A 25173-nucleotide genomic window follows, 5' to 3' on the forward strand; every position below is an offset into this window, starting at 1 on the left:
TAGAACGATCTTAGGGCGTGCGGGAGCCGCCCGGCCGCGGCCCGCGAGGCGGGTCAGTACGTGCGGCGTACGCCCCGGGCCGCGACCTCGATGCGGTCGCGTGCCTCAAGCAGGCAGGCGGCGATCTCCTTGTCCCTGCCCGCCGTCAGCCGGGGCACCGGCACCGAGACGCTCAGCGCGTCCCGCGGCGGGTAGGCGATGTCCAGGGCCGCGCCGAAGCAGCGCAGGCCCTCGGTGTTCTCCTCGCGGTCCACGGCGTAGCCCCTCTTGCGCACCCGCCGCAGGTCCGCGATGAGCTGGCCCTGGTCCACGATGGTGTTCTTGGTGAGCCTCGGCAGCTCCGCGGGCAGCAGGCGGCTCACCTCGGCGTCGTCGCGCGTGGCGAGGATCGCCTTGCCGAGCGAGGTGGTGGAGGCCGGCAGGCGGCGGCCCACCCGGGTGAACGGCCGCAGGTAGTGCCGCGAGGCCCGGGTGGCGAGGTAGACGACGTCGAAGTGGTCCAGCCGGGCGAGGTGGACGGTCTCCCCCGTCACCTCGGCCAGCCAGTCCAGCGCGTCCCGGGCGATCTGCACGACCGGGTCGCCGTCGATGTAGGTGGCGCCCACCAGCAGCGCGCGCATGCCGATGCGGTAGAGCGTGCCGGTGACGTCGGTCTCGATCCAGCCGAGACCGACCAGCGTGCGCAGCAGGGCGTGCAGGCTGCTCTTGGGGTAGCCGAGCTTGCCCTGCAGGTCGGAGAGGCTGTGCAGGCCGGGGTACTGCGCGAAGAAGTCGAGCAGCTCCACGGTCCGCACGGCGGACTTGACGTGCGGCACGGTGGATCCCTGCTCGGTCATGTCCGCTTCTCCCTGCCGCACCTCGTCCTCCATTCTGGCCTGTCAGGCCTCCACGACGCACCCGCCGAGCCAGGCGTACTCCGGGTCGCCGGTGTCCATCTCCTCGAACTCGGCGGCGTACGCCTCGGCGTCGTCCTGCGGCTCGTAGCCGAGCGCGCGGCCCGCGGCGTGGTCCCACCAGTTTCGCGTATTCGCCGACACTCCCCACACGATGGCGTACGTCAGGTCGGGCGACGTGAGGCACGCCTGCGTGAGCCGCACCATGTCCCCCGGGCTGAGCCAGGTGGACAACCCGCGGGGCAACATCGGCCGCGGCGCGAACGACCCGATGCGCAGCGCCGCCACGCGCAGGCCGTACCGGTCGGCGTAGAACCGGCCGAGCGCCTCACCGTAAGCCTTCGACACGCCGTACAGCGAGTCGGGCGCCACCGGGGTGTCGGCGGGCACCCCCGGCTGCCGCCGGGTGAAGCCGGCGGCGTGGTTGCTGCTGGCGAAGATCACCCGCTCGACCCCGGCCCGGCGCGCCGCCTCGAACACGTGGTAGGTGCCCTCGATGTTGGCGGACAGCACCTTCTCCCAGGGGGCGCTGGTCGCGGCGACGCCCGCCATGTGGACGACGGCGCCGACGTCCTTCATCGCCCGCTCCAGCAGATCCAGGTCGTTGACGTCACCGCGGATCGTCTCGAACCGCGGGTGGTCGAGGGGTTCACGGTCCAGCAGCCGCAAGGTGTGACCGTGGTCGGGAAGCCCTTCGGTCAGGCAGGTCCCGATCCGCCCCGCCGCCCCGGTGACAAGCACACTTTTCACCATGTGACCACCGTATGGGCGGCGATGTGGTCCTCGTCAAGATCGTCGCCCAGCCCGGGGCGGGACGGCAGCGTGACCATGCCCGACTCGTCGATGGGATCGACGACGGATCTCAGGTGCGGCGGCGGGGAATCGTAGTCCGAGTGCGGGTGCAGCAGGCCGCGCTCGTACCACTCCCCGCACAGCGTGGCGCCGATCACGGCCAGCGCCCCGGAGCCGTTGCCGTGGATCTCGCAGCCCATGCCGAACGACTCGGCGGTGTGCACCGCCTTGATCGCCGGGATGATGCCGCCGGACCCGACGACCCCGACGCGCAGGATGTCGCACGCCCCGGCGGCCACCCACTCGGCCCGCGCCATGTGCTTGCCCCAGGAGGTCTCAGGGCCGAGCACCGGCGTCGCGATCTGGTCGGCCAGCCACTTGTACGACTGCACCGAGGCCTCCTCCATCGGCTCCTCGTACCAGGCGAAGCCGAGCTCGTCCAGCGCCCGGCCGAGGCGCAGGGCCTCGGTGCGGCTGTACCAGTGGTTGGCGTCCAGCATCAGCGCGACGTCCGGCCCCACCGCGTCCCGCACGGCGGCGCACGCCTTGATGTCCAGCGCGACGCCGTGCGGCATCGGCGGCATCCAGGTGTGCAGCTTGATGCCGCGGTAGCCCCGGGCGACGAGCTCCTTGCAGAAGCCGGCGTAGTCGGCCGGGGTGGCGAGGCCGCCGGGGATGTCGTCGCCGCACATGGTGCTGGCGTAGGCGGGGATCGTGGACCTGGCCCCGCCGAGCAGGCGCCACACCGGCAGGCCCAGTCTGCGGCCCATGAGGTCCCACAGGGCCTGGTCGACCGTGCTGAGCAGACGGTCGGTCAGGTGGCCGTGCGCGCCCCGCTGGCGACGGGCGAGGCCGTGCCACAGGCGCTCGCGGTCCACGGCGTCCTGGCCGACGAGCACCGGGCGCACGTGGGCGTTGATCATGCTTTCGCGCAGGGTCTCCGGCGCGCCGAGGCACCGCCCGGTGGCGCCGTCGCTGTCGGTGATCTCCAGCAGGGCCTCGCGGACCTCGCGGGGCGGCCCGGGGTGCCGGTGCCCGTGCCCGTCCACCACGGACCGGGTGACGGTGGTGAACACCGTCACGGTGACGCGTTCGATGACGGCCATGACGCTCCCTTCCGGTGGGTCTTCGGTGCCGGGCCCGGCGTCCGCGGTCAGGCGGGGGACGCCGGCCCCGGCGGGCGGGGGTGCGGTGGGCGGGGTGCGGTGGGCGGGGGTGCGGCACGCCGGTCCCGCCCCGCCGATCGGTGCCGATCGATCAGTGCCGGTACCGATCCGCCGCCGGCCCGGTCAGTTCGGGTTGGCCTTCTTCCACTCCGCCTGGGCCTCGGTGAGCTTCTGCGCCATGGCGTCGAGGAACTCCTGCGGCGTCATCTGCTTGAGCAGCACCTTCTGGAACAGCGGCTCGGTGTCGGCCTTGGTGATCGAGGAGAACTGCGGCAGGTGGTACGGCGGCGACACGACCACGGTGGCCGGGTCGGCGAGCACCTCCACCGCGTTCTTCAGGTACGGCCGCTCGCCCAGCCACGCGTCGCCCTGCGCGTCCTTGTTGGCCGGGATCTGGCCGGTCTGCTGGTTCCAGTAGCTGTTGCTCTCCTTGGAGACCAGGAACTCCACGAACTTCCAGGCGGCCTCCTTGTGCTCGCTGTTCTTGAACACCCCGAAGCCGTCCACCGGGTTGGCGACGATGGTGCGCTTGCCCGACGCGCCCACCGGCAGCGGGAACGCGTCCACCTTGTCGGCGCCGAACGCCTTGACGTGGTCGTTGTAGGAGCCGAGGTTGTGGTGCATCATCGCGACCTTGCCGCTGGTGAACTGCGCCACCATCTTCGGGAAGTCGTTGGTGACGTCCGCCTCGGGCGTGTCCTTCTTGAACAGCTCAGCGATCTTCCCGACCAGCTCGGCGTTCTTCGGGTCGTTCACCGTGCTCTTGCCGGAGGCGTCGAAGAACTGCGTCACGCCGGAGTAGGCGTACGCCTCGGCGAGGAGCTGGAAGATCGACCCGGCGCCGCCGCGGATGGTCCAGCCGTACTGGTCGGGGGCCTTGGTCAGCTTGGGCACCGCGGCGAAGAACTCGTCCCACGTCCGCGGCGCCTCGACACCCGCCGCGGAGAGCTTGTCCTTCTGGTACCACACGACGTCCAGGTTGGAGGTGGACGGCACCATGTACGCCTTGCCGTCCGGCGTGGCCGCCTTCACCGAGGTCAGCATGCTGTCCAGCAGCGTGCCGCCCATGCCGCTGGAGGACAGCCACCCGTCGGCGGGCTCCAGGGCCTGCTGGCCGACGAGGCCGGCCAGGTAGCTGGTCGTGACACCGCCGACGTCGGGGGTCTCGCCGCCCGCGATCGCGGTGTCGTACTTCTGCTGCACCGACGCGATCGGGATGCCGACGTACTCCACCTTGATGGTGGGGTTGGCCTTCTCGAAACGCTTGATGAGCTCCTGATAGATCGGCGTGCGCACGCCGCCGTTGTTGTCCCAGAAGGTGATGGTGGTGGGAGCCGCGCTGGTGCCCGGTGCCCCCGAGCCGGATCCGCAGGCCGTGGCGGCCACGGACAGGGCGAGGACGGCGAGGGCGGCCGTCGCGGCCTTGGTGATGCTTCTCATGGATCGGTGTCCTCCAGTCGGGGGGTGCTATCCCTTCACGGCACCGGCGCTGATGCCGTGCACCAGGTAGCGCTGAATCACTGCGAACACACACACGACGGGCAGGGCGGCGACCACGCCGCCCGCCGCCAGGGCCCCGAAGTCGGCGCTGTACTCCCCGATCGTGTAGCTCAGGCCGACGGGGATGGTGAAGTTGTCCTGCCGGCTGATGAACATCAGCGCGAAGAGGAAGTTGTTCCAGGTGTGGATGAAGGCGAACGACCCCACCGCGATCAGACCGGGCCGTAGCTGCGGCAGCACGACCGCGAAGAACGCCCGCAGCCGCGAGCAGCCGTCCACCATGGCGGCCTCCTCCACCTGGAAGGGGACCGCGGTGACGAAGCCGCTCATGAGGATGATGGACAGCGGCAGGTTGAACACCGTGTCCGCGACGACCAGGCTCCACAGCGAGTTGATGAGCTTGAGCTCGCGGAAGATCGTGAACAGCGGGATCAGCATCATGGCGCCCGGGATGAACTGCGTGCACAGCAGGACGACCATGAACACCCCGCGCCCGCGGAACCGGAACCGCGCCAGGGCGTACCCGCCCATCAGCGCGATCACGGTGGTGAAGAACAGCGACAGCACGCCGACGATCACGCTGTTCTTGAAGAACACCGCGTAGCCGATGTCATTCCACACCGTGGCGAAGTGCTCGAAGGTGATCGGCCAGGGCACCGGGGAGGTGGACCCGGCGGGCCGCAGCGCGAAGACGATCATCCAGTAGAACGGGATCAGGGTGAACGCCAGGTAGAGCCCGAGCGGCACGTACAGCCGCAGCACCCGGCCGGGGTCGCGCACGCGCCGCGCGGGCGCGCCCCCCGGTGGGGTGCCCGGCGGGGCCTGCGCCGCCTGCCGCGGGATCACCTCGGTCGCCATGGAACCGCCCCTCATGCCTTGTGGTCCGCGCCGAACCGGCTCAGCCGCAGGTACACCAGCGAGAAGAACAGCAGGATCACGAACCCGGCCGTGGTCAGCGCCGAGCCGTACCCGAAGTCCTTGGAGTCGATGGCCCGCTGCGCCACGTACAGCGGCAGCGTGGTGGTGACCTGGGCGGGACCGCCGCCGGTCAGCGTGTAGATCAGGTCGACGTTGTTGAACTCCCACACCGCGCGCAGCAGCGTGGCGAGCACGATCGCGTCGCGCAGGTGGGGCAGCGTGACGTGCAGGAACCGCCGCACCCGGCCCGCGCCGTCCACCGCGGCGGCCTCGTACAGCTCGCCCGGGATGCCCTGCAGGCCGGCGAGCAGCAGGATCGCGAAGAACGGCACCCCGCGCCACAGCTCGGTGATGACGAGCGCGCCGAACACGGTGTCGGGGTTGCCGAGCACCGCGGCCTCCGGCGCGCCGAGGTAGCGGACGATACCGGTGGTGGGGTTGTAGAGCAGGATCCAGATGCCGGTGGTGAGCACCCCGGAGACCGCCCACGGCGAGAACACCAGCGACCTGGCGAGGCCACGGCCGATGAACGTTTCATTGACGATCAGCGCCAGCGCCATGCCGAACACGAGCTGCAGGCCGATCTCGACGGTCACCCACTTGGCCGTGAAGCCCAGGCTGGCCCAGAACAGCGGGTCCTCCAGCAGCATCTGCCGGAAGTTGTCCAGGCCGGCGAAGCCGTCCGACCATGGCCGCGTCAGGTTGTAGTGCTGCAAGCTGTAGTACAGGACGCTGCCGATGGGGTACACGAGGAAGATCGCGATCAGCAGCACGGTCGGGGAGATCAGCAGGTACGGAGCCCAGCGCAGCGCCCGGGGGCGTCCTGTTGCCAAAGCCACCTCGCGCTCCGTTCGATAGTCACACACATTCCTGAACGACGTTCACGCATGTGGACGCGCCGTCAACGTAGGAACGCCGCCCGGCGGCTGTCAAGCCTTCACCAGGTAACCGAAACATTTCGAATCCTGGTCGCCCGGGTTTCCGCCGCTCTCTTGACCGCGGGGGGTTGGCCGCCATACGTTCCCTGTGTTCATATACATGAATTAGGTTCTCGCATATGGACATCGGAAAGGACCGCATGACAGTGCTGGCGGACAGGGCCGGCGGGCCGCTCTTCTTCCCCGTCACACCCTGCGACCCTCGTGAGCGGCTCAACCTGGACGCCTTCCGCGCACACGTCCGCGAGGGGGTCGCCGGGGGGTGTGCCGGCGTGTTCGCCTGTTGCGGGACCGGCGAGTTCCCGGCCCTCGGCCTTGACGACTACGCCGCCTGCGTCGAGGCCGCCGTCGAGGAGACGGCCGGGCAGGTGCCGGTGATCGCCGGCACCGGGTACGGCACCTCGATGGCGCTGACGTTCGCCGCCGCCGCCGAGAAGGCGGGCGCCGACGGGCTGCTCGCGCTGCCGCCCTACCTCGTGCACGCCGACCAGGAGGGGCTGCGGCGGCACTACGAGAACCTCGCCGACAACACCGCGCTGCCGGTGATCCTCTACCAGCGCGACAACGCCGTGTTCGAGCCGGACACCGTGGTCGCGCTCGCCCGGCACCCGGGCATCGTCGGCCTCAAGGACGGCTACGGCGACCTCGACCTGCTGCAGCGCATCGTCAGCGCGGTGCGCTCGGCGTCCGGCGAGCTGCTGTACTTCAACGGCCTGCCGACCGCCGAGATGTCCGCGCTGGCCTACCGCGGGCTCGGCGTCACGCTCTACTCCTCCGCGGTGTTCTGCTTCCTGCCCGCCCTCGCGACCCGGTTCCACCGCGCCCTCGTGGAGGGCGACGACGTCACGTGCGCGCGGCTCATCGACGAGTTCTTCCGCCCGTTCGTCGAGCTGCGCCGCCAGGGCACCGGGTACGCCGTGTCGCTGGTCAAGGCCGGCGTGCGGCTGCGCGGGCTGGACGCGGGGCCGGTGCGCGCCCCGCTGTGCGAGCCGGCCCCCGAGCACGTCAAACGGCTCGGCGAGCTGATCGAGCGGGGGCTCGCGCTCGCCGAGGAGCTCTGACCCGACAGCGACGCCCCGCCCGCCCCGGGCGGGGACCTCCGCCTGACCCAGGAGGTACACCCCCCATGAGAACACCCTCACGCCGGGCCGCCGCCCTCGCCGCGGCGGCCCTGTGCGCGGCCACCGTGATCGCCGTACCGGCCGGGCCGGCGTCCGCCCACGGCGTCCCCCTCGGGCGGCGGACCCTGCCGGCCGGCGACGGGTGGGCGTCCGCGACCACCGGCACCACCGGCGGCGCCGCGGCCGACGCGGCACATGTCTTCACCGTCACCACACGGGCCGGGCTGATCGCCGCACTGAACGGCGCCGACCCGACCCCGAAGATCATCTATGTGAAGGGCGTCGTCGACGCCAACACCGGCGACGACGGCCGCCGGCTGACCTGCGCCGACTACGCCACCGGCGGCTACACCCTGGAGGGCTACCTCGCGGCGTACGACCCGGCGGTGTGGGGCCGCGACAGCGAGCCGTCCGGGGCCCTCGAGGACGCCCGCGCGGCCTCCGCGGCCCGGCAGACCGCGCGGATCAAGCCCAAGGTGGGGTCGAACACCACCATCGTCGGGCTGGGGCGCGCGGTGCTGAAGGGCTTCAACCTGCACGTCGACAAGGCCGACAACGTCATCATCCGCAACATCCACTTCCAGGACGCCTACGACTGCTTCCCGCAGTGGGACCCCACCGACGGCGCGGACGGCAACTGGAACTCGCTGTACGACAACGTCTCGGTCACCGGGTCCACCCACGTGTGGGCCGACCACAACACCTTCGACGACGGCGACAACCCCGACTCCGCCCAGCCGCTGTACTTCGGGCGGCCCTACCAGGTGCACGACGGTCAGCTCGACATCACCAACGGCTCCGACCTCGCGACCGTGTCGTGGAACCGGTTCGCCGATCACGACAAGACGATGCTGATCGGCTCCACCAACAACCCCGCCACCGACCTCGGCAAGCTCAACGTGACCGTGCACCACAACGTGTTCGACACCGTGCTGCAGCGGGCGCCGCGGGTGCGGTTCGGGCAGGTGCACGTGTACAACAACCACTACGAGGTGCCGGACGGCGCCGGGTACGTCTACAGCCTCGGCGTGGGCGTGCAGTCCAAGATCTACGCCCAGGACAACTTCTTCAAGCTGGGCGCCGCCGTGCCGCTCAGCGAGATCGTCTACAACTGGGGCGGCACCGCCGTGCACGCCGAGGGCAGCCTGGTGGCGCAGGGACACCGCGTGCGCGCCCTGGACGTCCTCGCCGCGCACAACGCGGCGCACGACCCCGACCTCTCGCCCGACGTGGGCTGGACGCCCACGCTGCACACCCGGATCGACCCGGCCTTGGTGGTCCCGCTCACCGTGCCCCTGCTGGCAGGGGCCGGCCGGCTGCGCTGAACCGCGGGACCCCCGGGCGGCGGCCCGGAGCCGGGCGGGCAACCGGCTCCGGGCCGTCCCGGGTGCCGGGCCGGCCCGGCCGCCGGCGCCGTCCGGCACCAGGGCACCGTCAGGTCACCTCGGCCAGCCAGCGCTCGTGGGTGCCGTCGAACGGCGGGCGGCGCTCACGGACGGCGTCCATCAGCCACGCGGCCGACCGCTCCGCCTCGGCGACGACGTCCGGCGGGTAGCCGTAGCGCACCCGGTGCTCGGCGAACTCGTCGGCGTCGTCGAGCAGCACGCGGCCGTCGCGCAGGCGCAGCACGTCGAGGTCCAGGTCCACCATGGTCACCCGGCCGTCCCGCCAGACGGGGACGGTCGTGATGTCGCAGTAGATCTCCATGTGCTCCGGAGGAGCGTTGAAGTTGACGGTGAACCACGCGTCCCTCGGGAACAGCATGACGAACGCGTGGTCCCACACCAGGGACAGCTCGGTGCCGCGGGCGCCGGGCGTGCCCGCCGGGCAGCCGGTCCACCGGCCGTGCTCGTCCTCACCGAGCAGACGCCCGCGGTGGTGCCAGTGCAGGGAACCGTCGAACTTGGTGTAGGTGACCTCGATCGCGGTGCCGGTGACGCCGGAGGAGCCGGCGGTCACCGGCGGACCGGCTTCGATTTCGGGCATGACGGCTCCTCACATGGCGGAAGGGGTCCCGCCAAGGAACCTACGCCCCATCAGACCTCCACGACCACCGGAATAATCATGGGCCGGCGGCGGTAGCTGTCGTTGACCCAGCGGCCGACGATGCGCCTGGTCACCCGGCGCATCTGCTGCAGGTCGGCGACGCCGTCGGCCGCCGAGTCCTCCAGGGCCTTCTCGATCAGCGGGATCACCGCGTCGAACGCCTCCAGCTCGATGCCCGAGCCGCGGGCGTACACCTCGGGGCCGCCGGTCACCTTGCCGGTGGTGGAGTCCACCACCACGACGACCGAGATGAAGCCCTCGTCGCCGAGGATGCGCCGGTCCTTCAGCGCGACGTCGGTGACCGAGCCCACCGAGGAGCCGTCCACATAGACGTAGCCGCACTGCACCGCGCCGGTGATGCGCGCCCGGCCGTCCACCAGGTCGACCACGACGCCGTCCTCGGCGATCACGATGTGGTCGTCGGGCACGCCGGTGAGCGCGGCCAGTTTGGCGTGCGCCCGCATGTGCCGCCACTCGCCGTGCACCGGCATGAAGTTGGACGGCTTGGTGGCGTTCAGCACGTACAGCAGCTCGCCCGCGGCGGCGTGGCCGGAGACGTGCACCAGCGCGTTGCCCTTGTGCACCACGCGTGCGCCCCAGCGGGTGAGGCCGTTGATGACCTTGTTGACCGCGGTCTCGTTGCCGGGCACCAGCGAGGACGCCAGCACCACGGTGTCGCCCTCGGCCACCCGGATCGGGTGGTCGCGGTTGGCCATGCGCGACAACGCGGCCATCGGCTCGCCCTGCGACCCGGTGCAGATCAGCACCACGTCCTCCGGCGGCCACTCCTCGATCTCGCGGGAGTCGACCAGGATGTCCGCGGGGACCCGCAGGTAGCCGAGCTCGCGGGCCACCCCCATGTTGCGCACCATCGAGCGGCCGATGAGGGCGACCTTGCGGCCGTTCTCCTCGGCGGCGTCGAAGATCTGCTGGACGCGGTGGACGTGGGAGGCGAAGCACGCCAGGATGATGCGCTTCTCGGCGCTGCGGAAGACCTCGTCGATCACCGGGCCGATGGTGCGCTCGCTCGGCACGAAGCCGGGCACCTCGGAGTTGGTGGAGTCCGACATCAGCAGGTCGACACCCTCGGCGCCGAGCCTGGCGAAGCCGCCGAGGTCGGTGAGGCGGCCGTCCAGCGGGAGCTGGTCCATCTTGAAGTCGCCGGTGTGCAGCACGAGGCCCGCCGGCGTGCGCAGCGCGACGGCCAGGGCGTCCGGGATGGAGTGGTTGACCGCGAAGAACTCGCACTCGAACGGGCCGAAGCGGCGCCGCTCCCCCTCGGCGACCTCGACCTTGACCGGCTGGATGCGGTGCTCGGTGAGCTTGCTCTCGATCAGGCCGAGCGTCAGCACCGACCCCACGAGGGGGATGTCGGAGCGTTCGCGCAGCAGGTAGGGCACCGCGCCGATGTGGTCCTCGTGCGCGTGGGTCAGCACGACGGCCTCGATGTCGTCGAGACGGTCGCGGATGTAGTCGAAGTCCGGCAGGATCAGGTCGACGCCCGGTTGCTCGGGCTCGGGGAACAACACGCCGCAGTCGACGACCAGCAGCCTGCCGTCGAACTCGAAGACCGCCATGTTGCGGCCGATCTCGCCGAGGCCGCCGAGCGCGACGATGCGCAGGCCGTGCTCGGGGAGCGGCGGAGGCGGGCCGAGCTCGGGATGCGGATGGCTCATGTTCTACCCCCGTGTGCACCGGCCCGGCGCGCGGTTACGGCCCCCTCGCCGAGCCGTCGCGCGCGGCGCGGGCCTACTTCGCGGTATCTCTGTCGCAAACTATTCCGTTCCTCCTTGCCGCGTTCAGCGCGCGGCATCTTTCCGACATTTCCCAATATCTCTACGTTTTGTGGTCCAGGCCGGCTGCGCGGTGGCCCGTTGGGGCCGGGCCACCGCCGCACGCCGCGGGACCGCTCAGTCGACCAGCTTGACGCCGCCGGCGACCAGGTCGGCGCGCAGGGCGGCGAACTGCTCCTCGGTGGCCTCGATCAGCGGCAGCCGCAGCGGGCCACCCGCCTGACCCACCAGGTCCAGCGCCGCCTTCGTCATGATCGCGCCCTGGGTGCGGGTCATGATGCCCGCCACCACCGGGATCAGTCGCTGGTGCACGTCCCTGGCGCCCTCGACGTCGCCCGCGCGGTAGCGGGCGATCATGTCGGCGAGCTGCGCGCCGACCACGTGGCCCACCACGCTGACGAAGCCGGCGGCGCCTACCGAGAGCCAGGGCAGGTTCACGGCGTCGTCACCCGAGTAGAACGCCAGATCGGTGGCGAGCATGACCTGGGACGAGGCGAAGAAGTCGCCCTTGGCGTCCTTCACCGCGGCGATGCGAGGATTCTGGGCCAGGCGGATCAGCGTCTCGACGGCGATCGCCGTGCCCGTACGGCCCGGGATTTCGTACAGCATAGCGGGCAGGCCGGTCGAGTCCGCCACCGAGGCGAAATGGTGGTACAGGCCCTCCTGCGGGGGCTTGTTGTAGTACGGCGTCACCAGGAGCAGGCCGTGGGCGCCCGCCTGCTCGGCGGCCCTGGCCAGCTCGATCGAGTGGGCGGTGTCGTTGGTGCCGACACCCGCCACCACCGTGGCGCGGTCGCCGACGGCCTCAAGCACGGCCCGCAGGAGCAGGTCTTTCTCGGCATCGGACGTCGTGGGGGACTCCCCCGTGGTGCCGCTGACCACCAGGCCGTCGTTCTTCTGCTCGTCGACGAGGTAAGTGGCGAGCCGCTGGGCGCGGTCGACATCGAGGGCGCGCTCGGCGGTGAAGGGGGTGACCATGGCGGTCAGCATGCGGCCGAAGGGCGCGCCGGAGGTTGCGAGTGGCGATGCCATAGACCGAACGGTACCCGGATACCGGGGAAACGGTGGACCCCGCCACCCCGGTTCACCACAGTCCGCGGACCGTTCCCCCGCGTCCCCCCGGCGGCGACATGGATAGAGGCCGCCGATATGTGCTCGGGGGTACACACATCGGCGGCCTCTATCCCAAGAATCGGAGCGGCTTACGAGTGCGTTACACGGTTCTACGGAGAATTTTCGGATGCTTCGGCGCGGGGGGTGCCCAGGGGCGCGGCAGGGCTTCGTCGCGCCGGGCGGCACCAGCAGGCCTCACGCATCGCCGCACCTCGGCGGCGTGCCCGCCTGGACCGGTCCCATCGGCGGTCACCCACTGTTCCCCCAGAATCGCGTTTGGTAAAGTTGGGGCTCCAAGTTTCGGTCATTACTCCTAGTTGTCCCACGGTTACGGCAAGATAGGGAAACGATCTCCGAGCTACTCCCAGGGATGGACGGATGACTGGCAACGACCCGGTGTATCTACGTGTCGTCGAAGAGCTGCGGGGCCAGATTGCCGACGGCACTTTGCCACCAGGCGCGCCGATCCCCTCCCGCGCACAGCTCACCCAGCGCTTCCGCGTCGGCGAGACCGCCGCCCGTCACGCCCTGCGCGTGCTCGCCGCCGAAGGCCTGATCGTCGGCAAGGTCGGCTCCGGCCACTACGTCCGCGAGAAGTCCGTCCTCCATCCGTTACAGCGCTGCCGCAACATCGACCACGATGCCCCCTTCGCCGCCGACATGCAGGCCGCCGGCCGCCGCGCCACCTGGGACTGGCGCACCGACCAGATCAAGGCGACCCGCGACCTCGCCCGCCGCCTCTCCCTCCCCGAGCTCACCCCCGTGATCCGCACGCGCTACGTCTACCGCACCGACGGCAAACCCATGCAACTGGCCACCTCCTACGAACCCGCCGACCTGACCCGCACCCACTCCACCCCCGAAGAAGGCACCAACGGCCGCAAGAGCCTCCTGTCCCGCCTCTCCGCCGCCGGCGTCAAAGTCACCGACATCCGGGAGAGCGTCCACACCAGAGTCCCCCAGCCTCACGAGAGCGACCTCCTGGACCTCCCCACCGGCGTCCACGTCCTCCACGTGGAACGCACCCACTGGTCCCTGGACCGCCCCGTGGAGACCAGCGACGTCGTGATCCCCGGCAACCGCTTCCGCCTCGTCTACACGGTCCCCCTGGGCGTCTGACCTCTCTCCGGCCGGCTCAACCGCGAGCTGGTCAGGAGCGAGTGCGCTGAGTGGCCGCCACGCAGAGCAGGACGGCCAGGGCGGCGGTGACCGTGGCGGCGTCGACGGACTCCGACAGCAGGAGCCACGCCCAGATCAGGGTGAGCAGGGGCTGGAGGAGCTGGGTCTGGCCGGCGCGGGCGATACCGCCGCGCGCGAGACCGGCGTACCAGGGCACGAACCCGAGGAACATGGAGATCAGGCCGACGTAGAGGAAGCCTCCGAAGGCGGGCACGGAGAACGACTGGTGGCCGAACAGGAGGAGACCCACGGTCACCGGGATGGTCACCGGGGCGGCGACCACCAAGGCGTACGAGATCACCCGGAGACCGGGCGTGTCGCGGGCCAGCCGCGCACCCTCCGTGTAGCCGACCGCGGCGGACACCAGCGCCCCCACCAGCAGCAGGTCGGCCACGGCGAACCGCCCCCCGCCCCGGCTGAGCGTGAAGACGGTGACCGCCAGCGCCCCGCCCACGCACGACACCCAGAACAGCACCCGAGGCCGCTCACCGGCCCGCAGCACCGCGCACACGGCCGTGGCCAGCGGCAGCAGCCCCACGATGACCGCGCTGTGCGCCACACTGGCCCCCGCGTCCAGTGCCAGCGCGCTGAGCATCGGGAAACCGAACACCACGCACACGGCCGTCACCGCGTACGACCCCAGGCGAGACCACGGCGGCAGCACGGGCGCCCCGGTCGCCACCAGGCACACGACCGCCGCGACCACCGCCAGCGCCCCTCGCCCGATCGCCACGAAGTACGGATCGAACCCCCGCAGCGCGAACGCCGTCGCGGGAAACGTCATCGAGAACGAGAGAACCCCGATCCCGGCCAGCGCCGTCCCCCATCTCAGCTCGCTCCGGGCGGCGGCCGGTTGCCGGCGGGGAAGTGATATCTCAGATGTGAGGATAGCGCTATCGTTGTCTTTCATGAATGACGATAGCAGTATCGCCCGGATCGCCGCGATCCTCCGGGACGAGGCCGCCCGCCTGGGCGCCGGCGCACGACTGCCATCGATGCGGGAGGTGTCACGCCGGTACGGCGTGGGCCCGGTCACCGTCTCACGAGCACTGGCGGCACTGGCCGCGGAGGGCAAGGTCGTGACCCGCCCGGGCAGCGGAGCCTTCGTGGCGGGAAGCACCCCCGGCGGCACGGGCGACACGGCCGACTTCTCCTGGCAGACGCTGGCCCTCGGCGACCGGGCGGTCGGCGACTCCGAGGTGACGACGCTGCTCAGCCCGGCACCGGAAGGAGTGATCCCCCTCACCAGCGGATACCTGCACCCGGACCTGCGCCCCGTGAAGGGCCTCACGAGCGCCGCGGCCCGCGCGGTGCGGCGCGCCGACGTCTGGGGCGTGCCCCCGCTCGGCGGCATCGCCGAGCTGCGCCGCTGGTTCGCCACCGAGGCGGGCGGCGACGTCACCCAGACCGACGTGCTGGTCGTGAGCGGCGGCCAGGCCGCCCTCGCGCACGCCTTCCGCGCACTGGCCGGCCCGGGACGGCCGATGCTGGTGGAGACCCCCACCTACCCGGGGGCCCTGGCGGCGGCCCGCGCGGCAGGGCTGCACGTGACAGGGGTACCGGTGGACGAGCAAGGCGTACGTCCCGACCTGCTGGCCGAGGCGTTCGCCGTCACCGGCGCCCGGGTCTTCTACTGCCAGCCCACCCTGCACAACCCCACAGGCGCCACCCAGCCCGCCCCCCGCCGCGAGCAGGTCCTCGCCGTCGCCCGCGCGGCCGGCGCCTTCGTCATCGAGGACGACTACGCCCGCTACCTCACCGTCGGCGCCACCCCGCCGTCCCTGATCTCCCGGGACGCCCACGGCACCGTCGTGCACGTCAACTCGCTGAGCAAGGTCACGGCCCCGAGCCTCCGGGTCGCCGGGGTGACCGCCAGGGGCCCGGCGGCGCGCCGCCTGCGCGCCGCCCAGCTCGTGGAGTCGTTCTTCGTGCCCCGCCCCCTCCAGGAGACCGCGCTGGAGTTCCTCACCTCCCCCGCCTGGCGCCGCCACCGCGCGACGATCGCGGCCGAGCTGCTCGCCCGCCGCGACGCGCTGGCCGCCGCCCTGGAACGCCACCTGCCGGACGCCCGGGTACGCCTGCTGCCCTCCGGCGGCCTGCACCTGTGGGTGCGCCTGCCCGGCGAGACCGACGAGACCGCCCTGGTGGAGAGCGCCCAGCGGGAGGGCGTGCTGGTCGGCCCCGGCGCCATGTACCACCCCGCCGAACCCCCGGCCCCGTACCTGCGCCTCACCCACACCGCCGCCGCCCACACCGGCGAACTCGCGGAGGGCGTCCGCCGCCTGGCCGCCGCCTACGCCCGCGTCACCACCCGCCCCACGACCGCTTCCCGCTGAGGACCACCTCGGCGATCGGCCGAGCGCGCCCGCATCCGTGTGGCGTTTTCCCCGACCAGGCGTGGGTCCCGCTCACGCGATCCCGATACGGTGGGGAAGGCAGGACCGGAAAGGAAAAGGGGTCGTCGAAATGGCAGACGTGGGGGTACGCGCCGCGCGACGCGAGGACGTCCCGGCGGTGACCGCCACCCAGATCCGCGCGTGGAAGTCCCGGTACGCCGGCTTCCTCCCCGAGGGCCCGCTGGAGCAGATGACCGGGCCCTCCGCCGAGGCCCTGTGGCGTCAGCAGTGGGAGGAGGCCGTCGTCGCCCCGCCGACCCCGCGCCACCGCCTGCTGGTGGCCGTCGAGACCCTGGACCCCCTCAGCTCCCTCGACCCCGACCCGCTCCCCGGCGACGACCTCGGCCTCCCGAGGCTCGACCCCGTCGCCCCGGGCCAGTACGTCGTCGGCCTGGCCTCCCACTCCCCCGCCGAGGACCCCGACCTGGACTCCTCGACCACCGCCGAGTTGCTCACCCTCCTGGTGGACCCCGGCCACACCCGCCGCGGCCACGGCAGCCGCCTGCTCAACGCCACCGTGGACCACCTGCGCGAGGACGGCTTCTCCACGGTCGTCACCTGGATCTTCGCCGAGGACCAGGCCATGCCCGGCTTCCTGGCCTCCGCCGGCTGGGCTCCCGACGAGGCCGAGCGGGTGCTCGACCTCGGCCGCCCCATCCGCATGATCCGCCTCACCACCGACATCAGCTGACCCGCCACGCACGGCCGGGCCGGTCAACCGCTCACGCGCCGCCCGGCCGGGCGGGGGCCGGGTCCTGCCCCCCTGGGTCATGGGCTAGCCTGCTGGGCGGTCTGGATCGGGAGGTATCGGTGGCTACAGCGGGTCAGTGGGTCGCGGGGGCGCGGCCTCGTACGTTGCCGGCGGCGGTCGTGCCGGTCGCGGTGGGCACCGGGGTGGCGGTCTCCTACGGGGACGGGGTGTGGTGGCGGGCGGTGCTGGCGCTTTCGGTGGCGTTGTTGTTGCAGGTCGGGGTGAACTACGCCAACGACTACAGCGACGGGGTCCGGGGGACGGACGAGGGGCGGGTGGGGCCGCTCCGGCTGGTGGGGTCGCGGGTGGCGTCGCCGCGGGCGGTGCTGACGGCGGCGGCCGGCTGTTTCCTGGCGGCCGCGGTCGCGGGACTGGTGCTGGTGGTCGTGACGCGGGCGTGGTGGCTGCTGGCCGTCGGGGGGCTGGCGATCGCGGCGGCGTGGTTCTACACCGGGGGGGCGCGGCCGTACGGGTACCGGGCGCTCGGGGAGATCTCGGTGTTCGTGTTCTTCGGGCTGGTCGCGGTGGCGGGCACGTCGTACGTGCAGATGGAGCGGCTGCCGTGGCTGCCGGTGGCCGCCGCCGTCCCGGTGGGGCTGCTGGCCTGCGCGCTGCTGGTGGTCAACAACCTGCGTGACATCGCCACGGACACCCCGGCGGGCAAGCGCACCCTGGCCGTGGTGCTCGGCGACGCCCGCACCCGGGTCCTGTACACCGCCTGCCTGCTGCTGCCGTTCGCGGTGGCCGTGGCGCTGGTCCCGGCCCGGCCTTTCGCGGCCCTGGCCCTGCTGGCCCTCCCCCTGGCCGTGCCCCCGGTGCGGGCCGTGCTGGGTGGCGCCACCGGCTTCGCGCTGGTCACCACCCTGCGGCAGACGGGCCGCGTCCAGCTCGTCTACGGCCTGCTGCTGGCCCTCGGGCTGGCCCTGTAAGCCTCAGAGGTCCAGCAGGTGCTCCAGGCCCACGGTGAGGCCGGGGAGCTCGCGGACGCGGCGCACGCCGAGCAGCACGCCCGGGGTGAAGGACGCGCGGTTCATGGTGTCGTGGCGGATCGTCAGGGTCTCGCCGCCCCCGCCGAGCAGCACCTCCTGGTGGGCGATCAGCCCGGCCAGGCGGATGCCGTGCACCCGGACGCCCTCGACGTCCGCGCCGCGGGCGCCGGGCAGCTCGGACGTGGTGGCGTCGGGCATGGCGGGCATGCCGGCCTTGCGGCGGGCCTCGGCGACCAGCTCGGCGGTACGGCGGGCGGTGCCCGAAGGCGCGTCGGCCTTGTTCGGGTGGTGCAGCTCGATGATCTCGACCGAGTCGAAGAACCGGGCCGCCTGCTGCGCGAAGTGCATCATCAGCACGGCGGCGATGCCGAAGTTCGGGGCGATCAGGGCGTTGACCCCGGGGTTGCCCGCGAGCCAGCCCCGCACGACGTCCAGGCGGGCGGCGTCGAACCCGGTGGTGCCGACGACGGGATGCACGCCGTGCTCGATGCACCACTTGAGGTTGTCCATGACGACGTCGGGGTGGGTGAAGTCGACCACCACCTCGGCCGCGGACAGCTCCTCGATGGCGTCGCCGGCGTCGACCGCCGCCACGAGCCGCATGTCCTCGGCCGCGTGCACGGCCTTGCACACCTCGACACCCACGCGCCCCTTGGCGCCCAGCACTCCTACCCTGATCACGCCCCATAGCGTAGCGCCCGGCCACGGGTCGCAAGGACCGTGACCGGGCGCGTACGCGAAGGATCAGGCGATGTGCGAGGAGAAGTCCTTGTCCGCGTACGGGCCGATCACGGCGAGGCTCATCGGCTGGGTGAGGATCTCGCGGGCCACGGCGTCGATCTCCTCGGGGGTGACCGCGTCGATCCGGGCGAGGACCTCGTCCACCGGCATCAGCGTGTCGTACACCAGCTCGCTCTTGCCGATGCGCGACATGCGCGACCCGGTGTCCTCCAGGCCGAGCACGAGACCACCGCGCATCTGGCCCTTGCCGCGCGCGATCTCCTCGTCGGTGAGGCGGTCGGCGACGACGCGGTCCAGCTCCTCGCGGCAGATCTTCAGCACATCGTCGATCTTGCCGGGCAGGCAGCCGACGTACACGCCGAACTGGCCGGTGTCGGCGTACTGCGCGGTGTAGCTGTACGCCGAGTACGCCAGGCCCCGCTTCTCGCGGATCTCCTGGAACAGCCGGGACGACATGCCCCCGCCGAGCGCGGCGTTCAGCACGCCGAGGGCGAAGCGCCGGTCGTCGGTGCGGGACAGGCCGGTGGTGCCGAGCACGAGGTTGGCCTGCTCGGTCGGCCGGTCCACCACACGCACCCCGGAGCGGGGCGCGGCGCCGGGGCCGGTCAGCCGGGGCGGCTGGGGATCGGCGGGCCCGCCGAGGGCCCCCGCGCGCTCGTAGGCCGCCACGACCTGCTCCACCACCCGCTCGTGGGTGATGTTGCCGCACACCGACACCACGGTGTACGGCGGCAGGTAGTAGCGCTGGTAGTACTCGGCGATGCGGTCGCGCGACAGCGCCTGGATCGACTCGGCCGAACCCAGGATGGGCCGCCCGAGCGGCGCGTCGCCGTACAGCACGGCGGAGAACTGCTCGTGCACGACGTCGGAGGGGTCGTCGTCGTGCATGGCGATCTCTTCGAGGATCACCCCGCGCTCGGACTCGACGTCCTCGGCGGCCACCAGCGACGAGGTCACCACGTCGGACAGCACGTCGATGGCGAGCGGCAGGTCCTCGTCGAGCACCCGCGCGTAGTAGCAGGTGTACTCCTTGGCGGTGAACGCGTTGATCTCGCCGCCGATGCCCTCGATGGCGGCGGAGATCTCCAGCGCGTCCCGCGTGGGGGTGCCCTTGAAGAGCAGGTGCTCCAGGAAGTGGGTGGCCCCCATGTGCTCGGACGCCTCGTCGCGCGACCCGATGCCGACCCACATGCCGACCGCCACGGAACGCACGGTCGGCATGGTCTCGGTCACCACGCGGAGTCCGCCGGGAAGGACGGTGCGGCGCACGACGCCCGCACCGTCCTTGCCGGGGTGCAGAGTGGTGGTGATCACGAGTTGCGGTCGTCCCGTCCGCCGCGGGTACGGGTACGGCGCGGCCGGTCGCCCCGCTCGCCGCGGTCGGGCCGCTCGGCGCGCTCCTCGCGCGGCTCGGCGTCGCCGTCGCCGCCCTCGTCGGCACCGGACTCGGCCTTGGCGGCGTTCTCCTTCTCGATGACCTCGACCGGCACCAGGGACAACTTGCCCCGGGCGTCGATCTCGGCGATCTCGACCTGGATCTTGTCGCCGACGTTCATGACGTCCTCGACGTTCTCGATGCGCTTGCCGCCGTGCAGCTTGCGGATCTGCGAGACGTGCAGCAGGCCGTCCTTGCCGGGCAGCAGGCTGACGAACGCGCCGAACGCCGCGATCTTGACGACCGTGCCGAGGTAGCGCTCGCCGATCTCCGGCATGTGCGGGTTGGCGATCGAGTTGATCGTGCTGCGCGCCGCCTCGGCGGACGGGCCGTCGGTCGCGCCGATGTAGATCGTGCCGTCGTCCTCGATCGTGATCTCGGCGCCGGTGTCGTCCTGGATCTGGTTGATCATCTTGCCCTTGGGGCCGATGACCTCGCCGATCTTGTCGACCGGCACCTTGATCGTGATGATGCGCGGCGCGGTCGGGTTCATCTCCGCCGGGGAGTCGATGGCCTCACGCATGACGTCCAGGATGGCGAGCCGCGCCGCCCTGGCCTGCTTGAGCGCCGCGGCGAGCACCGTCGCCGGGATGCCGTCCAGCTTGGTGTCGAGCTGGAGCGCCGTGATGACCTCACGGGTGCCGGCGACCTTGAAGTCCATGTCGCCCATGGCGTCCTCGGCGCCGAGGATGTCGGTCAGGGTGACGTACTGGTCGCCCTCGCCGATCAGGCCCATCGCGATGCCCGCGACCATCTCCTTGAGCGGCACACCGGCGTCCAGCAACGCCATGGTGGAGGCGCAGACCGAGCCCATGCTGGTGGAGCCGTTGGACCCGAGGGCCTCCGACACCTGGCGGATGGCGTACGGGAACTCCTCGCGGCTCGGCAGCACCGGGATCAGCGCCCGCTCGGCGAGCGCGCCGTGGCCGATCTCGCGGCGCTTCGGCGAACCCACGCGGCCGGTCTCACCGGTGGAGTAGGGCGGGAAGTTGTAGTTGTGCATGTAGCGCTTGGTGCGCTCGGGGTTCAGCGTGTCGATCATCTGCTCCATGCGGAGCATGTTGAGCGTGGTGATGCCGAGGATCTGCGTCTCGCCGCGCTCGAACAGGGCCGACCCGTGCACCCGGGGCACCACGTGCACCTCGGCGCTGAGCTGGCGGATGTCCTTGGTGCCCCGGCCGTCGATGCGCACGCCCTCGCTGATCACGCGCTCGCGCATGAGCTTCTTGGTGAGGCTGCGGAACGCCGCGGAGATCTCCTTCTCGCGTCCCTCGAAGTCCTGGCCGACCTTCTCCAGGGCGAGGGCCTTGACGCGGTCCAGCTCGGTCTCGCGCTCCTTCTTGCCCCCGATGGTGAGGGCGGAGGCGAGCTCGCTCTTGACGGCGCCGGCGACGGCGTCGTAGGCGTCCTCCTGGTAGTCCAGGAAGATCGGGAACTGCTGGGTCTCCTTGGCGGCGGCCTCAGCGATCTTGCTCTGCGCCTCGACCAGAACCTTGATGAACGGCTTGGCGGCCTCGAGGCCCTCGGCCACGGTCTCCTCGGTGGGCGCGACCGCGCCCTCGGCGACCAGCTTCAGCGTGTCGCGGGTGGACTCGGCCTCCACCATCATGATCGCGACGTCGCCGTCCTCGAGCACCCGCCCGGCGACGACCATGTCGAACGTCGCGCCCTCGAGCTCGCTGTGCGTCGGGAACGCCACCCACTGGCCGCTGATCAGCGCGACGCGCACGCCGCCGATCGGGCCGGAGAACGGCAGGCCCGCGAGCTGCGTGGACAGGCTGGCGGCGTTGATGGCCACCACGTCGTACAGGTGGTCGGGGTGCAGCGCCATGATGGTCGCCACGACCTGCACCTCGTTGCGCAGCCCCTTGACGAAGGACGGGCGCAGCGGGCGGTCGATCAGGCGGCAGGTGAGGATGGCGTCCTCGGACGGCCGGCCCTCACGGCGGAAGAACGAGCCGGGGATGCGGCCCGCGGCGTACATCCGCTCCTCGACGTCAACGGTGAGCGGGAAGAAGTCCAAGCTTTCCTTAGGATGCTTGGACGCGGTGGTGGCGGACAGGACCATCGTCTCGTCGTCAAGGTGGACGACGGAGCTTCCCGCCGCCTGGCGCGCGAGCCGCCCGGTCTCGAACCGGATGGTACGCGTGCCGAAAGAGCCGTTGTCGATCACGGCCTCTGTGCTGTGGACACCCTCCACGGGGGACCTCCTCTTCGGTCGGTCGCCCGCGTCCGTGCGCTTGATCACACTCGCTGGGGGCACGCGCCGGGCCGAGCGGCGATCTCGCCGCGCTCGGCCGGGTCCGTCCGTGCCGGCTCCCCGTCATGTGCAGCGCCGGTCTTCGATCGAAGCACCCGGGTCGCGGCGGCACGCCGTCGACATCCGGAAGCCACTACCGAGGACCGGCCCGCAGGCGTCACGGGGACGCTTGTCGTTCTGTGCGGACGCGGGCCACTTACTCGGCTGTTCAGTTGTCTGGTAGGCCAGTCTGCTCACCGGCGGGCCCGGACGCGTCACGACGCGCCGTCCGCCCCCGGTCCCTATCGGGGAGGCCTTGCCCTGATATGGGAGGGAGTGGCGCTCTGCCACTCCCTCTCACACTATCGGCCGTGTGCTATCGGCGCAGGCCGAGGCGCTCGATGAGGCTGCGGTAGCGCGCGATGTCCTTGCTCATCAGGTACTTGAGCAGGCGGCGCCGGCGGCCGACGAGCAGCAGCAGCCCGCGGCGGCTGTGGTGGTCGTGCTTGTGGGTCTTCAGGTGCTCGGTGAGCTCACTGATGCGCTTGCTCAGCAGGGCGACCTGCACCTCGGGGGACCCGGTGTCCCCGTCGCCGGTACCGTACTCGGCGATGATCTGCTTCTTGGCTGCGGTGTCGAGCGACACGGCTCTCCTTTTCGTGGCTACGGGCACACGTGACGTGATTCCCACGAACGACCGTGTGTGCCTACAGTCGCCGTGACCGGCCAGTGGGCAGCGCGCAGCGCGCCGGAACCGGGCCGACACGTCAGGCTACCACCGCCGCGGAGGGCTTCGCGCTCACCGCGCCCCAGGTGCCGATCAGGCGTTCCCGCCGGTGAGACGGCGCGCCTCGGCGACGTCACGGTGCATCTGCTCGATCAGCGCCTCGATGGAGTCGAACTTGACCGTGTCGCGCAGCCGCGTGCCGAAGTCCACGACGACGTGCACGCCGTACAGGTCGAGGTCGTCGCGGTCCAGGGCGTACGCCTCGACGGTGCGCTCGACGCCCTCGAAGGTCGGGTTGGTGCCGATGGAGATCGCCGCGGGCCACCGCTCCCCCTCGTACGGCGAGGGGGACTGGGTGCACTCCAGCCACCCGGAGTAGACGCCGTCGGCGGGGATGGCGGTGAACGGGGGCGACTCGACGTTGGCCGTCGGGTACCCGAGCAGGGCCCGGCCCCGCTGGTGGCCGCGCACCACCACGCCCTCCACCCGGTGCGGGCGGCCGAGTGCGTCGGCGGCCTCCGCGACGTCGCCCGCGGCGAGCAGCTCGCGGACGTGGCTGGAGGAGATCGCCTCGCCGTCGCTGACCAGGGGCACCGCCTCGGCCACGAAGTCGTACTTCTCGCCGAGCTCGCGCAGGGTGTCGACGTTGCCCGCGGCCTTGTGGCCGAAGCGGAAGTTCTCCCCCACCACGACGCCCGCGGCGTGCAGGCGGTCCACCAGGACGGCCTGCACGAACTCGTCGGGGGTCATGCGGGAGAACTCCAGCGTGAACGGCAGCACGCACACCGCGTCCACGCCGAGGGCGCCGAGCAGCTCGGTGCGGTGCCGGGCGGTGGTCAGCCGCGGCGGGTGCGTGCCGGGGCGGACCACCTCGTCCGGATGCGGATCAAAGGTGATCACCACCGAGGGCACGCCGATGCGCCGCGCCATGGCGACCGCGCGCTCGACCATCCGCTGGTGACCGCGGTGCACACCGTCGAACACCCCGATCGTGACGACGGACCTGCCCCAGTCCCCGGGCACGTCGTCGAGTCCGTGCCAACCCTGCACCTCGACCTCGTTCCTGTGCTGACGGCCGCGCTCGCTGCCCCCAAGACTGCCATGAGCGCCGGGTTCGATGCGCCCCCGGCACGAGGGTAGCCGAGCGGCCCGCGCGGCCGGTCATGGGGACGTGCCCGGCGCGGCGTCACCCGGTGGCGCTCACAGGGACGCCTTGAGGCCGGAGCCGCACAGCGGGGCGACGACGGTCTCGCCGGGAGCGGCGCCCGGGAGGGGACGGCGGGCGGCGGCGTAGGCGACCGCGCCGGTGGGCTCCACCCACAGGCCACGCGCGGCCAGGGCGGCGTGGGCGGCGGCGATCTCGTCCTCCGTCACGGTCACCACGGCGCCGCCGGTCTCCCGGACGATCTCCAGCACGCGCGGGCCGCGCACGGGGGCGGCGATCGCGATGCCCTCCGCGACCGTGGGGCCGGGCCGCACCGGGCGCACCTCGCGCTCGCCCGCCGCGTACGCCGCCGCCACCGGGGCGCAGCGCTCGGCCTGCACGGCGACGATGCGGGGGACGCGCTCCACCAGCCCGGCGTCGCGGAGCGCGGCGAACCCCAGGTAGGCGCCGATGACCAGCGTGCCGTTGCCCGCCGGCAGCACCAGCGTGGCGGGTGCCGTACCGCCGAGCCGCTCGAAGATCTCCAGCGCGTAGGTCTTGACCCCGTCGTGGAAGTACGGGTTGTACACGTGGCTGGCGTAGAAGGCGCCGGTCTCCTCGACCCGGGCGGCGGCCGCGGCGGCGGTGTCCTCCCGGGAGCCCTGGACCACGGTCACCTCGGCGCCGTGCCCCCTGATCTGCTGGAGCTTCTTGCCGCTGGTGCCCTCCGGTACGAAGATCTCGGCCCGCAGGCCCGCTCTCGCGGCGTAGGCCGCCACGGCCGTGCCCGCGTTGCCACTGCTGTCGGCGACCACCCGTCCGGCGCCGAGCAGCCGGGCGAGGGTGACGAGCATCACCGCGCCGCGGTCCTTGAACGAGCCGGTGGGGGAGGCGTATTCGACCTTGAGCAGCAGCCCGGGCTCGCCGTCCGACGTGGCGCGGATCAGCGGCGTCAGGCCCTCGCCGAGGGTGAGGCCGAGGTCGGGCAGGACGAGCGCGCCGGCGTACCTCCACAGGGTGTCGTCGTCGAGGTCCGGCGTCCAGGTCAGCGGCACCGGGGCGAGGTCCAGCGGCCCGCCGCACTCGCACCGCCAGCGTGCCGCGGCGGGCGGGTAGGACCGCCCGCAGGCGCAGATGTAGTCCGGTAGGCCGTCGCGCATCGGGGAGCCTCTCACAGGAGCCGCGGGGACGTGATCAGCCTAAGGCAGCCCCAGCGGAACATTCTTCCGGTGGATCGGATATCGAAGGCTACTGGCGGGTAGCTATGTGGCGAGACGTCGACGGCAGGACCC

Annotated in this window: 22 protein-coding genes; 6 read left to right on the forward strand and 16 right to left on the reverse strand. The window is 71.7% G+C overall.

Annotated features, from left to right (window positions below):
- Nucleotides 1-53: 53 nt before the first annotated feature.
- The 6 genes from ABGB17_RS13785 to ABGB17_RS13810 all read right to left on the reverse strand — a co-directional run bounded on the left by ABGB17_RS13785 (nt 54) and on the right by ABGB17_RS13810 (nt 6108).
- Nucleotides 54-836 carry an IclR family transcriptional regulator gene (locus tag ABGB17_RS13785; RefSeq protein ID WP_347629212.1) on the reverse strand — a complete coding sequence of 261 codons (783 nt, stop codon included), beginning with the start codon at nt 834-836 and terminating at the stop codon, nt 54-56.
- A gap of 42 nt (nt 837-878) precedes the next feature.
- Nucleotides 879-1646, reverse strand: coding sequence for an NAD(P)-dependent oxidoreductase (locus tag ABGB17_RS13790; RefSeq protein ID WP_347629214.1), 768 nt, complete (start codon nt 1644-1646; stop codon nt 879-881).
- Nucleotides 1640-2791 (reverse strand): enolase C-terminal domain-like protein, encoded by a 1152-nt coding sequence (locus ABGB17_RS13795; protein WP_347629216.1) that lies wholly within the window; start codon nt 2789-2791, stop codon nt 1640-1642. The genes ABGB17_RS13790 and ABGB17_RS13795 overlap by 7 nt, the downstream gene beginning before the upstream one ends.
- Nucleotides 2792-2974: 183 nt before the next feature.
- Nucleotides 2975-4291, reverse strand: a complete 1317-nt coding sequence (locus ABGB17_RS13800; protein ID WP_347629218.1) for a sugar ABC transporter substrate-binding protein — start codon at nt 4289-4291, stop codon at nt 2975-2977.
- Between the two features lie 27 nt (nt 4292-4318).
- Nucleotides 4319-5209: a carbohydrate ABC transporter permease gene (locus ABGB17_RS13805; protein ID WP_347629220.1), complete on the reverse strand. Its 891-nt coding sequence runs from the start codon at nt 5207-5209 to the stop codon at nt 4319-4321.
- Nucleotides 5210-5220: 11 nt separating this feature from the next.
- Complete coding sequence (locus ABGB17_RS13810; protein WP_347629222.1) at nt 5221-6108, reverse strand: sugar ABC transporter permease; 888 nt, start codon at nt 6106-6108, stop codon at nt 5221-5223.
- Between the two features lie 218 nt (nt 6109-6326).
- Between ABGB17_RS13810 and ABGB17_RS13815 the strand changes: the two genes are divergently transcribed.
- Nucleotides 6327-7268, forward strand: a complete 942-nt coding sequence (locus ABGB17_RS13815) for a 5-dehydro-4-deoxyglucarate dehydratase (RefSeq protein WP_347629224.1) — start codon at nt 6327-6329, stop codon at nt 7266-7268.
- A gap of 65 nt (nt 7269-7333) precedes the next feature.
- Nucleotides 7334-8653 (forward strand): pectate lyase, encoded by a 1320-nt coding sequence (locus ABGB17_RS13820; RefSeq protein WP_347629226.1) that lies wholly within the window; start codon nt 7334-7336, stop codon nt 8651-8653.
- A gap of 109 nt (nt 8654-8762) precedes the next feature.
- Here the strand turns inward: ABGB17_RS13820 and ABGB17_RS13825 are convergent, their stop codons facing one another.
- From ABGB17_RS13825 to dapA, 3 genes are all read right to left on the reverse strand, one after another.
- Nucleotides 8763-9314, reverse strand: coding sequence for a DUF402 domain-containing protein (locus tag ABGB17_RS13825; protein WP_347629228.1), 552 nt, complete (start codon nt 9312-9314; stop codon nt 8763-8765).
- A gap of 50 nt (nt 9315-9364) precedes the next feature.
- A complete protein-coding gene (locus tag ABGB17_RS13830; protein ID WP_347629230.1) occupies nt 9365-11050 on the reverse strand; it encodes a ribonuclease J in 1686 nt (561 codons plus the stop codon).
- A 234-nt stretch (nt 11051-11284) separates the two neighbouring features.
- Nucleotides 11285-12199 carry a 4-hydroxy-tetrahydrodipicolinate synthase gene (gene dapA, locus ABGB17_RS13835; protein ID WP_347629232.1) on the reverse strand — a complete coding sequence of 305 codons (915 nt, stop codon included), beginning with the start codon at nt 12197-12199 and terminating at the stop codon, nt 11285-11287.
- 459 nt (nt 12200-12658) lie between these two features.
- Between dapA and ABGB17_RS13840 the strand changes: the two genes are divergently transcribed.
- Nucleotides 12659-13399 (forward strand): GntR family transcriptional regulator, encoded by a 741-nt coding sequence (locus tag ABGB17_RS13840; protein WP_347629234.1) that lies wholly within the window; start codon nt 12659-12661, stop codon nt 13397-13399.
- A 31-nt stretch (nt 13400-13430) separates the two neighbouring features.
- Here the strand turns inward: ABGB17_RS13840 and ABGB17_RS13845 are convergent, their stop codons facing one another.
- Complete coding sequence (locus tag ABGB17_RS13845) at nt 13431-14369, reverse strand: DMT family transporter (protein WP_347629236.1); 939 nt, start codon at nt 14367-14369, stop codon at nt 13431-13433.
- Between ABGB17_RS13845 and ABGB17_RS13850 the strand changes: the two genes are divergently transcribed.
- From ABGB17_RS13850 to ABGB17_RS13860, 3 genes are all read left to right on the forward strand, one after another.
- A complete protein-coding gene (locus tag ABGB17_RS13850; RefSeq protein WP_347629238.1) occupies nt 14368-15795 on the forward strand; it encodes a PLP-dependent aminotransferase family protein in 1428 nt (475 codons plus the stop codon). The genes ABGB17_RS13845 and ABGB17_RS13850 overlap by 2 nt on opposite strands.
- Nucleotides 15796-15925: 130 nt before the next feature.
- The gene (locus ABGB17_RS13855; RefSeq protein WP_347629240.1) at nt 15926-16546 is read left to right on the forward strand and encodes a GNAT family N-acetyltransferase; all 621 of its coding nucleotides are present in this window, start codon (nt 15926-15928) and stop codon (nt 16544-16546) included.
- Between the two features lie 119 nt (nt 16547-16665).
- On the forward strand, nt 16666-17535 hold the full coding sequence (locus ABGB17_RS13860; RefSeq protein WP_347629241.1) for a 1,4-dihydroxy-2-naphthoate polyprenyltransferase: 870 nt from the start codon (nt 16666-16668) through the stop codon (nt 17533-17535).
- Nucleotides 17536-17538: 3 nt separating this feature from the next.
- Here the strand turns inward: ABGB17_RS13860 and dapB are convergent, their stop codons facing one another.
- From dapB to ABGB17_RS13890, 6 genes are all read right to left on the reverse strand, one after another.
- The gene (dapB, locus tag ABGB17_RS13865; RefSeq protein WP_347629243.1) at nt 17539-18276 is read right to left on the reverse strand and encodes a 4-hydroxy-tetrahydrodipicolinate reductase; all 738 of its coding nucleotides are present in this window, start codon (nt 18274-18276) and stop codon (nt 17539-17541) included.
- A 63-nt stretch (nt 18277-18339) separates the two neighbouring features.
- Nucleotides 18340-19647 (reverse strand): pitrilysin family protein, encoded by a 1308-nt coding sequence (locus ABGB17_RS13870; RefSeq protein WP_347629374.1) that lies wholly within the window; start codon nt 19645-19647, stop codon nt 18340-18342.
- A complete protein-coding gene (locus ABGB17_RS13875) occupies nt 19647-21971 on the reverse strand; it encodes a polyribonucleotide nucleotidyltransferase (RefSeq protein ID WP_347629245.1) in 2325 nt (774 codons plus the stop codon). Before ABGB17_RS13875 ends, ABGB17_RS13870 begins: the two co-directional genes overlap by 1 nt.
- Nucleotides 21972-22386: 415 nt before the next feature.
- On the reverse strand, nt 22387-22656 hold the full coding sequence (rpsO, locus tag ABGB17_RS13880; RefSeq protein ID WP_347629247.1) for a 30S ribosomal protein S15: 270 nt from the start codon (nt 22654-22656) through the stop codon (nt 22387-22389).
- 174 nt (nt 22657-22830) lie between these two features.
- Nucleotides 22831-23787, reverse strand: coding sequence for a bifunctional riboflavin kinase/FAD synthetase (locus ABGB17_RS13885; protein WP_347629249.1), 957 nt, complete (start codon nt 23785-23787; stop codon nt 22831-22833).
- A 150-nt stretch (nt 23788-23937) separates the two neighbouring features.
- Complete coding sequence (locus ABGB17_RS13890) at nt 23938-25041, reverse strand: pyridoxal-phosphate dependent enzyme (protein ID WP_347629251.1); 1104 nt, start codon at nt 25039-25041, stop codon at nt 23938-23940.
- Nucleotides 25042-25173: the final 132 nt, after the last annotated feature.

Origin of the sequence: Sphaerisporangium sp. B11E5, assembly GCF_039871875.1 — a bacterium.
Classification (GTDB): domain Bacteria; phylum Actinomycetota; class Actinomycetes; order Streptosporangiales; family Streptosporangiaceae; genus Sphaerisporangium.